2 protein-coding genes and 4 pseudogenes are annotated in these 11,663 nt (G+C 44.4%); 5 read left to right on the top strand and 1 reads right to left on the bottom strand.

The annotated features are described in order from the left end of the window. Window positions 1-27 precede the first annotated feature (27 nt). A pseudogene (locus PKHYL_RS18915) lies at window positions 28-5,020 on the top strand (translocation/assembly module TamB domain-containing protein). A 133-nt stretch (window positions 5,021-5,153) separates the two neighbouring features. Here PKHYL_RS18915 and hemP read toward each other — a convergent pair. Beyond that, on the bottom strand, window positions 5,154-5,312 hold the full coding sequence (gene hemP, locus PKHYL_RS11510) for a hemin uptake protein HemP (protein ID WP_379542873.1): 159 nt from the start codon (window positions 5,310-5,312) through the stop codon (window positions 5,154-5,156). Between the two features lie 327 nt (window positions 5,313-5,639). Here hemP and PKHYL_RS11505 point away from each other — a divergent pair, with 327 nt between their 5' ends. From PKHYL_RS11505 to cgtA, 4 genes and pseudogenes are all read left to right on the top strand, one after another. Then, the gene (locus PKHYL_RS11505; RefSeq protein ID WP_240365202.1) at window positions 5,640-6,752 is read left to right on the top strand and encodes an NUDIX domain-containing protein; all 1,113 of its coding nucleotides are present in this window, start codon (window positions 5,640-5,642) and stop codon (window positions 6,750-6,752) included. Window positions 6,753-7,185: 433 nt separating this feature from the next. Continuing rightward, window positions 7,186-8,369 (top strand): annotated as a pseudogene (locus PKHYL_RS18195) (lipocalin family protein). Window positions 8,370-8,713: 344 nt separating this feature from the next. Further along, window positions 8,714-10,155: pseudogene (locus PKHYL_RS11495) on the top strand (glyceraldehyde-3-phosphate dehydrogenase). A gap of 289 nt (window positions 10,156-10,444) precedes the next feature. Beyond that, window positions 10,445-11,650, top strand: a pseudogene (cgtA, locus tag PKHYL_RS11490) (Obg family GTPase CgtA). The last annotated feature ends 13 nt before the right edge of the window (window positions 11,651-11,663 follow it).

Below are 11,663 nucleotides of genomic sequence, written 5' to 3'. Positions count from 1 at the left end.
CATCACTTTTTAACGTAGTTGAGTGTCATGCAGACAAAAAATACCCCGCCTAACAATGCACCAGATGAAGACCCAGCACAGCGCGATGCTCGTGCCGTTAGGCGCTGGTATCCGCTATCATTTTTACTCAAGCTGCTGGTGCTGGTCATTATCGTACTAGCGATTATGTTTGCGATATTTTTTTATGCTGCAGGCACGGACTCTGGCACCAAGTTTATTTTAGAAAAAATCAGTGCTGAGACGGGTATCGGTTTCAAATATGGGCGCGGTAATTTGCGTGATGGTATTTGGGTGACAGATATCGATATTGAAGCCACTGAAGATCTTGAGATTTTGGTGGACAAAGCCTATGTCAAAATAGGTTGGCGTGCGGTATTTGCAAAGAAGTACATCTAAGCGATGCTGACATTCAAACCATCGAGATCCTCAATAAAAAACCACCGACTGGTGAACCGTTTGATTATAAGACGCTAAAGCTACCAGTCAATCTACGTTTTGATCACGCAAAAATCAATAAAATTATTTATAAGCAAGTGACCAAAGAGCCTATTGTTATCAACAATACTACGGCTCGCGATCTGACATGGGTTGGCAGCACTGTGACGGTCGGTCGCGGCAGCTTGCAATATGCTGATATTGTAAAAGTCAGTGCCTTACAAGGTGAGGCAGATTTACAAGGCGACTACCCACTGGATCTGAGCGCGATTGTAGAGGTGAGTGCACTTGAAAAAGCTTATATCGATCCATTGAATATTACGGCAACTGGTACGCTAAAACGTACGGTTGGGCAGGTGCGTAGTCGCTATAACGACAGCGACGTTAGCGGCGATTTTGTGGTTCAAGGCCTAGATGCAGGCGCACCGTTTCAGGCAAAACTGAAGTGGGATGATATTTTGGTGCCTTATGCAGATGACCAAAATATTCATCTAAAAAGCGGTATGGCGACTGCATCAGGGGTTATCTCTGAGATACAACTGCGCATCAACACAGAATTGACTGCCAAAGACATTCCATCCGGTCATTATCAAGGGCGCGGCGTCATTGCAGACAGTCAATTGCGTATTGATCGCTTAGAAGCCGACGTTCCCTCTGGACGTTTGCTGCTTCAGGGCATCTTAGGCTGGAAAGAGAGCTTTAATGCGACAGTGCGTGCAGCTGGTAGTAACTTTGACATTCGACGTGCGATTCCTGATGAGTATGCTGATTTTAAAGCGTATGCTCCGCAAACGCTCAATGGTAGATTATCGTTACGCTATCAGCAGCAAAACAGTACAGGTAATACAGAGATTGATGTAGACCTACGTCAGCGTGACGGCGAATATGTCAATGCCAACCTAGTGCGCGGCAAGACGTCTGCTAAATCTCAACACACAGCGCCTTGGTATATTGATGCAAGATGGCAAAACTTGACCCGCCGTGATGTGCCTAACATAGGCAATATTGATAGTCCTCGCGGTCAAGCAGATGTCATCGTTCGTGGTTCAAACCTATCCGTCGATGCCAATGCCATTATCAATGAACTCAATGCTGCACCTAAAGGCAACTATGACGTGCGCTTGCGTAAAGCAGGTGACGTTATTGATATCAATCGACTCAATTATGATGGCATCGTAGGCGACCTATCAGGAACTGGGCAGATTCGGCTAGCAAATAAAAACCGCCCACTGACGTGGAAAATCGATGCAGTGACCAAAGGTTTATTGCCTAAAGAGTACCGTAGTGACTTACCACTTGAGCGTCTAAGAGGGCGTGTGAGTGCTCGTGGTCGCCTGTTAAATATCACCAAAAACGGCGTTAGTGGTCAGCGCCATGTGATTACTGTCAATAATACCGACTTACAGGCACAGCTTGATGCCACGCAAAACGGTCGCGCAATCGGTATAACAGGTAGCGGTGATGCCAGTGTCGATATCGTGGGTGGTGAGTTGTCCGTATTTGATGCACGTTTTGATGGTCAGATCGATACAGCGGATGTACCAAAAGGTCGTCTATCAATCGACGCAGCGGGTACGCCAAAATTAATTAGTATCCGTAAATTGAATTATGATGGTGAAGCTGGTGCGGTGAATGCCAAAGGTGTCATTGACTTGCGTCGTAATATTGGCTGGACGGTCGATGGACGTTTCGATCAGTTTAATTTAGGGTATTTTTGCCAAATAATTCAGCAATCATCACAGGTGACTTAAAAACCAGTGGCGAGTGGCAGGCTGCGCCTAAAAACAGCCCAAATACCGCAGGTAAATTACAGCGTTTTGCTGTGAATTTCGATGGGGTTTTGGATGCCGAGCAGTTACCAGCAGGTAAGCTGAATATTAACGCGAGCGGCGATAGTCAGCTGATCCGTATCAACCGTCTGCGGCATGTGGGCGCGGCAGGTAGTATTGATGCCAAAGGAACGGTTGATGTGCGTCAAGGCATTGCATGGGACATTAGTGCCGTGATGGATCGCTTCAATATCGGATATTTCTTAAAGGATACACCAAGCCGTATCACGGGTAACATCGATACGGATGGACGTTGGGGCGATACGCAGCAGACCGTCAATATCAGACAAATCAATCTGAGTGGTATGCTAAAAGGCCAGCCGCTCAGTGCCAAAGGCAGCTTGGCTGCAAAACTGCGCTTGCCAAAAGACTTAGCCAGCTATTTTAAGCGTCTACAAACACAAGATGCCCAAGCACAGTATAAGCAAGTGAATGCCTTGGTAGACAGTTTGAATGCTGACAACTTGATACTACGCTGGGGTGACAACTATGTGACTGCTAATGGCAATGCCAAACAGCTACAGACCAAAATCAATATCACAAGCCTAGATCAACTGTCAGATAAGCTTGCTGGCAAAGTCACTGGTGGAGCGACTTTGTCTCAACCAGTAGGTCAGGCTTTACCGACGATCTATATCGACTTGGTCGGTGAACGGATTGCACTACCGGGCTTTATTTTGCGTCAAGGTCGTATACGTGGCAAGCTGGTTAATCTAGCCAATAGTCCAAGCCAGCTTATCGTCAGCGCTGAAGGTCTGGATGCTGCGGGACAAAGCTTCGATAGTGTAAAAGCCTCCTTTAATGGGACTGAGCAATCTCATATCGTTGATCTAAATGTAGCCAATCAGCAGCTTGATGTTGGCGCTAGGCTTAAAGGTGGGTTTGATCGCGACAAGCTTCGTTGGTCAGGAGTCATCGGTAAAGGCCGCGTTAAATCCAGATACGCTACCTTAAATCAATTACAGCCAGCACAGCTGATTGTGAATTTGCCCAATAATCAAAATGGCAATAATACAGATCTCAAAGTACAGTTGGCTGCACATTGTTGGCAAGCCACGGACCAAACGGGCAAGCTATGCTTACGCAAGAACTTAGTGGCTTCTCCAGCCAGTGGTGAAGTCGATGTGGCATTGCAGAATTTAGATACGTCATTATTTTCAGTATTTTTACCAAAGGATATTGATTGGCACGGCAAGATTAATGGTAAAGCCATTGTCGGTTGGCAACGTGGTCGTCCGCCAACTATTAACACGACACTCTATTCAGACAATGGCAAAATCGGCTTGATTCAAGACGGGGATAGCACGCCTGTGACACTGCCTTATAAGCGTGTTTCACTAATCGCCTTGTCGGTGCCAGAAGGTATCAAGCTGCGTACCGACATCAATACGGGTCGCGGTGCTCGCGGTTATGCTGAAGTCGTTGTTGATCCTTACAAAACACCGAAACCCATCTCTGGTGCACTCGTGTTAAATGAGCTTGATTTGGCGATATTTAAGCCTTTCTTCCCAGGTATGAGAGTACTAAAAGGCAACGTTACAATGGCAGGAGGACTGGGCGGTACGCTAGATAAGCCGCAGTTCTATGGTGATGTGAAACTCTCTGATGGTCGCATCGCCATGTTAGACTTGCCAGTGAACCTGACCAATGTCAACACACAGGCCAAAATTCGCGGTACGCAGGCGACCATTGATGGTACGTTCAAAAGCGGTACAGGAACAGGCACACTGACAGGCACGGTCAATTGGCAGCAAAAGCTACAAGCCAAATTGAGTATTGTTGGTGAAAGGCTCGTGATTACGCAGCCGCCACTGCTCGTGGCCGAGATCAATCCTGATATCGACATCATCGTACGCCCAACGGATCGCTATGTGGATATTAAAGGCGCTATCAGCGTGCCAACCGCTACCATTCGTCCACCAGAGGCCAGCGAAGACATTGTGACTCAATCAGAAGATGTGGTAGTGCTGGATCGGCGTTTGATCGGCAACATCGATGAGGTATTGGCAATATCAAAACCTTGGTCTATCAATGCTGATATCGGTGTTGATTTGGGTGATGACATCAATTTCCGTGGTTTTGGTGCCGTTATTCCATTGGCTGGTGCGATTAACATCAACCAAAATGGCACGGGCATCATGCGTGCCAAAGGCGTGGTTCAAGTATCACGTCGTACCAATATCAATGCTTTTGGTCAAAGCCTAGAGCTAAATTATGGTCAAGTACGCTTTAATGGCGATGTCATGAAGCCCAACTTGAGTATTGAAGCGGCAAAAACCATTGATGGTAAAACAGTGGGTCTGCGTGTGAAAGGTACGACTGAAAGTCCAAATATCATCGTCTTTAATAATGCAGGATTGACCCAGCAGCAAGCGATGAATGCGCTGGTGACAGGACGAATCAATAATAAGAGCGCCACTCAAATCAGTGAGCAAGGGTTTAAATCACAAGTGACCAATAACCTAGCCGCTGCTGGATTAAGCTTTGGTCTGAGTGGTACGCGCAGTCTGACCAATCAAATCGGACAGGCCTTTGGTTTACAGAGCTTGACGGTGGATGCCTCAGGTAGTAGTGAAGATACCAATGTCAATGTCACCGGTTACGTGACCCCTGACTTGTATATCCGCTACGGCGTAGGTGTTTTCAATGCGCAAAACAGTCTGTCTGTTCGCTATCAATTGACTCGTCGTATTTACGTAGAAGCCAGCTCGGCTGCTGAAAATGCGGTAGACGTGGTCTATAGTTGGCAATTCTAACGCTCTTACTTGACCGAGTGGGTATCTGATCAGTGGTATGGATTGAGACGGATTCTTATAATTATTGCTTTACAAAAAAAACGCCTCGTAATGAAGGCGTTTTTTTTGTAAAAAATGTAGTCTACTCATACAGTTATTTGGTCAGAATCAACCGATTGTTACGAGTCAAACGTAGTCGATACTCTTCGCCTTGATGCTCGATACGTACTTCTTTGGTCAGGGCAAATAGATGCTGCGACTGTAGCGTTGGCAGACGGTTTTCACGGCAGTTTAGATAACGAGAGATAACCATACTCATGGTAAATTCCTTTTGATAAGAAGTGGCTTAATAAATTAGCTATGTTCTAATGAACCTTAACGATAATCATTATCATTTAGATTGAATGAATTTGCAAGGTAATTGATAAAATAAAATGCAGTTATTGTGTAAATTTATCTAAGGCTACTGTCCCAAAGTGAGAATAGGGGCTTTCTCCTTGTAGAAACACAGAATTTATAAGATGTATAAAAACGATAGGGACCATAAAGACAGTCGCCACGTTGTTACAGCTGCCAAGTTATATACGCAGAATCAGGCGATTAAAAAGTCATAATGAAGAGAGAAGTGAAAGGTAGAGTTATGCCAAATGAGATGAGTGGCCAATCAAAAACGAAAAACATCACCATCGTCAATGTTGCAGTTGCCGTTATTTATTATAAAACCAAGTTTTTGCTTGGATTCCGAGATGCAGCTCAGCATCAAGGCAATCGCTATGAATTTGTAGGCGGCAAAATAGAGGCTGATGAGTCAGCAGAGCAGGCATTGATTCGGGAGGTTGCTGAAGAAACAGGGATCGATATTCATCAAAATATGATGGTGAAGCTTGGGCGTTTGCATCACGACTATGGTGACAAGCAGGTGAGCTTGCAGGTTTATCAGGTTGAACTGACCGCACAGCAGTATGAACAGCACAAGCATTGTGAGTATGGATTAGAAGGCCAAGCAATGACGTGGGTTGAAAAATCTAAGCTACTAGCAGGAGCGTATCATTTGCCCGCTGCCAATAGCACTATTTTAGAATGGCTAAAGCTTCCTACAAAAATAGCGATTACGTATCCACTTGCGCATTTTTCTGCCCAGCCAAATTCAGCAGCAGCATGGGTGCACTATCATCAAGACAATCTGCCACCAGCCGCTTGGGTGTACATCCGCTTAAAAGAGACGGAGGCGGCATACATTGCTGAGCAGCTACTGGATGTGCGTCTAGATATTCTAGCGATTTTGCCATACGACAATGACTGTCAGCGCTCCAAGACGACAATTACAGAGGCAATGATAGAGGCAAAAACGACTGGTTCGATTGTCGCTAGACACCTGACGCATTCGGTATTAATGGCATGGTTCAATGGTACTCAAGATATTACAGAGTCTGAGCAATTGGCCGACATCTCGAGTGAGCATCCACTAATAGTCAGCTGTCATGATATTGCCAGCATTCGTGCCGCTAATAAACTTGCGAGTATGCGCATACAGCAGCAGTTGTCGCCAGTGATTGGCGCTTTTTGTCTCCCTGTACTTACAACTCAGACGCATCCTGAGACGGTGCCACTTGGCTGGGAGGCGTGGTCGGCTTTGGCACAGTTAGCTGACATGCCAGTCATTGGTCTGGGCGGCTTGGTACCTAGTATGATAGATCAAGCATTGGCGCACGGCGGTGTCAGTGTCGCAGGCATTCGTCAGTTCCACGAATAAAAAACTAGAAAATGAGTGCTCATTAAGCAGTAATATCATTCACTTGACTATGTTTGCTTATTAAGATAGGTAAGTATAAATAACTGATTTTTAAGTTATTTATCTAGTCGGTAACTATGTGATTATGATGTGTGTGTACTAACGCATAAACCCATCGTTACTTACAAACCGTTGCGTTTTCATACATTGCACTACTGTTTTAATAGTCCAGCTGCCCTTAATATATATTCCATATCTACAACGCATTAATTCTAATTTTTATCAGTGAACTAACTATTAACGCATTTACCAAAATTTATAATAAAAAAGAGCGTTTGTAGCAGTAGAGTTTGGGTCGATAATTAACTCTGAAACTCAGGATCATTATAAAATCAACTCAAATAAATGATGCAGATAAAGTATTTTAACAGTCACTATTAATAACGGTATCCCTATGAAAACCAATAAGTTATCTGAGTCAGCATGGACTGACTCACAGGCAGCTGGTTCTCAATCTCAGGAGACTATACAGTCAAACAGCTATAACAATAGTCGTCATGCGCAACAAACAATAAATGCCAGTAATGATGCAAACTATAGCCATAAAAAACTGAGCAATGAAAACCTGAACAGCGAATATTCGCACCATCTGGCAGAAGCTATGCCTTCACAAGACAGCTATTTTGGATACAAAAGCGCCGACAAAAGCCTTACTAAGGTCAAAGAGTCCGCTATGAGTAACAGTCAACATCTGAAAAATAGTGATAAAGAACAATTCAACATTGCTAATGGATATAAGCGATCAGCAACATTGAATAAAGACGAGCCGCTAATCTCTGAGCTTGCAGATGACCAAGCAAGTAATTTGCAAGACAGCACCAAGCAAATCCTTGATACTTCATCAACCGCTATCAACTCGTCATACAAAGACATACCGGAGCGTATATTTATGAATGGACTTATCAAGCATACAGGCATTGCGTTAGCGATCATCATACCGCTAGCGGCATTTTCAGCCTATGCTGCAACGCCGCCCATTAATATGGCTACTACCAGTAATATGCAAGATAATGTGATGAGCGAGAAGATTACGACCGATATGCTATCAGTTAAGCCAAGCGATATTATCTATAAGCCTGCAAGCATACCAACGACAGTGGATAGTGTCGATCTCAATGAATACGCTGGGACATGGTATGAGATTGGACGTCTACCGATGTATTTCCAGCGTAAATGTGCAGGCGATGTCACGGCAAACTATACGCAAAAGACCGATGGGTCAGGCATCATCGTCACTAACAAATGCGTGAGCGAGGATGGTTCAGGTATTACGGCCGAAGGTTTGGCTAAGCCAGTCGATGAAAATGGTAGCAAACTAAAAGTGACGTTTTTACCGAAGTGGATTCGCTGGATCCCAGTCGGCCGTGCTGATTATTGGGTACTAGCACGTGATGCAGATTATAAAACTGCGCTAGTAGGGACACCTGATAAAAATACTTATGGCTCCTAGCACGGTCGCCGAATATCAGTCAAGAAACGTATACTAAATATCGTCAGGTTGCTCAGCAGCAAGGATATGATTTGAAAGAGTTTACATTGACGTCGCAGAGCAATCAAACAGTGAATCTAGCACCATAATAGATATAATGAAAATTATTGGTTCAATTAATTAAGTGCTATGGCAATTATCATGTAAATGACGTCCTAATAAGGCAGCATATATGGCTGCCTTTATTTTTATCCCTTATTTATATATGAGTCTGTATATGACGACAAAACCTATTATGCACACTAGCTAATCGGTTATTACTGGCAAAATGAGGCATTTTAGGCTAAAATCTAGGCGATTTGAATACTCTGACGTCAAGAACTGATATTGATAGTGGTCGATTATCCTATTACAGTCACCACCTAGAGCATACGCGACCTATCTTATTTATATCTCTTCATATTTTATCGATCATACATTACTGACCATAAGGATGTTTCTCGTGAGCAACGCTGATACCTTACGCCAATTACATCAAGACCACTTAAAAAACTACAACAATCAAGAGCAACAAGCCATTGAGCTGATGGGGCTATTGAGCAAGCTCTATAATGAGCAAGACGTACAAGTGACTTTGTTTGGCGAAACGCTAGACGCTACTTCAGTTGGTCAAATAATTGCGCTACATCAAAAAGCAGCATTACGTGATAACGGTGCTAAAGCCATTGATATCGCTGACACGTTGGCAATGGTAAAAGTCATCGCCGAAAACAAAGAGATTCAAGCGACTCGTATCGACGTTGGCCAATTGATTGCTAATGGTACTGATGTACAAGTCGCTCTACAGTCTATCAACAACGCTGGTGCCGTGAATGGCGCAACGGACGTTGTACTGTATGGTTTTGGTCGTATCGGTCGTATTTTGACTCGTCTGTTATTGTCACAAGCATCAAGCGCAAAAGGTTTGCAGCTAAAGGCAATCGTGGTACGTCCAGCCGCTGCTGGTGACTTGGCTAAGCGTATCTCATTGCTTGAGCGCGACTCAATCCATGGTAGATTCTTAGGTGGCATCAGTATCGATGAAGACAATAACGGCATGATCGTTAATGGTCGTTTCGTACAAGTCATCTATGCCAAAGACCCAAGCGAAATCGATTATACTGCTTATGGTATTGACAATGCGCTAGTTATCGATAACACCGGTATTTGGAAAGACGAAGCGGGCCTTGGTAAGCACCTACAGTCTACTGGCGTGAAAAAGTACTCCTAACAGCACCTGCTGGTGGCGATATCAAAAACGTCGTTTATGGTGTGAATAACGACACCGTTGGTGATGACACAATCGTGAGTGCTGCGAGTTGTACGACCAATGCCATTACACCGACGTTAAATGTACTAAACGACGAATACGGTATCGTAAACGGTCATGTAGAGACTATTCACTCATTTACCAATGATCAGAACTTGGTTGATAACTATCACAAAGCAGACCGCCGTGGTCGTAGTGCGGTGATGAACATGGTTATCACTAGTACTGGTGCTGCAAAAGCCGTTGGTAAAGCATTACCAGAATTGAACGGTAAGCTAACGGGTAATGCTATCCGTGTACCGACACCAAATGTCAGCCTAGCAATCTTGAACTTGAATCTAAAGACTGCACCAACAAGCGCTGATGCGTTGAATGAGTTTTTACGTAAGATTGCTAACAGCAGCACATGGCAGTCGCAAATTGCTTATACCGATTCTACAGAAGCGGTATCTACTGACTTTGTTGGTACGACCCATGTTGGTATCGTTGATGCCCAAGCGACTATTTTGACTGACAACCAAGCTATCGTTTATGTTTGGTATGATAATGAAGTAGGTTATAGTACTCAGGTATTGCGTTTGGCGACGCAGATGGCAGGAATCAGCTACGCTCAGATTCCAGCATAGATTACTAAATACAGTAGCGCAATAACGTTATACTAAGCCTCTCAAAGCATGGTCACTTTAAAGATTATGCTGCAATAGACTCTACTTTGCATAGCTTGGTATCACTTTAACTGTCATACTTAAACACCCGATAGTCCGATTGATTATCGGGTGTTATTGTCATAATGGGCATGACGTAACATAGCTTCTATAGATTGCTCATTTTGTCAGAACGATATAGCAAAACCTCAAAATACAACCGCTGGTTGTCACCAGTTTATCGACTGGATTGTGAATTAAGGAACGTAAGATGCGATTTATTGATGAAGCCGTCGTAACGGTAAAAGCAGGTGACGGTGGTAACGGAATCGCCAGTTTTCGCCGAGAAAAATATGTCCCACGTGGTGGACCGGATGGTGGCGATGGCGGTAAAGGCGGAGATATTTATGTCATTGCAGAGGACAACACCAATACTCTAGTTGACTATCGCTATACCCGTCGTCATGATGCCATGCGCGCTGAGAATGGCCACAGCAGAAACTGCTCAGGCAAGGGCTCTGATGATCTTTATTTACCAGTACCAGTTGGTACGACGGTCGTGGATACCGAAACTGATGAAGTGCTCGGTGATTTGATTGAAGTTGGCCAGACGCTATTGGTCGCTAAAGGTGGTGACGGTGGTCTGGGTAATACCCATTTCAAAAGCTCAACCAACCAAGCACCGCGTAAAGCCACGTCTGGTTTTGAGGGTGAGTTAAAAGTTCTTAAGTTTGAGCTAAAAGTTGTGGCTGATGTTGGCTTGATTGGTTTGCCTAATGCGGGTAAATCGACCTTTATCCGTCAAGTTTCTGCCGCCAAACCAAAAGTGGCTGATTATCCGTTCACAACACTTGTGCCAAACTTGGGCGTTGTCGATATTGGTCGTCATCGTTCGTTTGTGATGGCAGATATCCCTGGTCTTATTGAAGGCGCATCAGAAGGCGCAGGACTTGGTATTCGCTTTTTTAAAGCACGTGGCTCGTACGCGTCGTCTGCTACACTTAGTCGATGTCAAGCCCGTCGATGGTAGCGACCCGGTCGAGAACGTCCGCGTTATCCTAAATGAGCTTGAGCGTTTTTCACCTGAATTGGCCAACTTACCACAAATTTTGGTATTGAACAAAATCGATCAGGTCAATGATGAAGACTTGAACGCGCTTTGTACACATATCGTGGCAGAGCTTGGTTGGACAGGTATGGTTTTCCGTACAGCAACGCTGACTGGTGAAGGTGTTGATGCAGTAAAATATCATTTAATGAATGATATTGAACTTGAGCGCGAGCGTGAAATAGAAGATCCTATATTCGCTGAAGCACAAAAGAACGTTTTGAGCGTTTAGAAGCCGAAGTGCGTCTCAACACTGAAGCCCAGCGTGAAGCGTATCGCGCTGCTAAAAAAGCAGCACGTGAAGGTTTGGACTCGTCTGATTATAATGACGATGACGACGATGGTGTTGAGGTAATGTACGTTCCTTAAGCTAGTATGCTTA

The sequence above is a fragment of the Psychrobacter sp. KH172YL61 genome (assembly GCF_007182895.1).
In the GTDB taxonomy this organism is placed as follows: domain Bacteria; phylum Pseudomonadota; class Gammaproteobacteria; order Pseudomonadales; family Moraxellaceae; genus Psychrobacter; species Psychrobacter pacificensis.
Note: the sequence above shows the minus strand (reverse complement) of the source record. Positions and strands in the feature narration are given on the sequence as shown.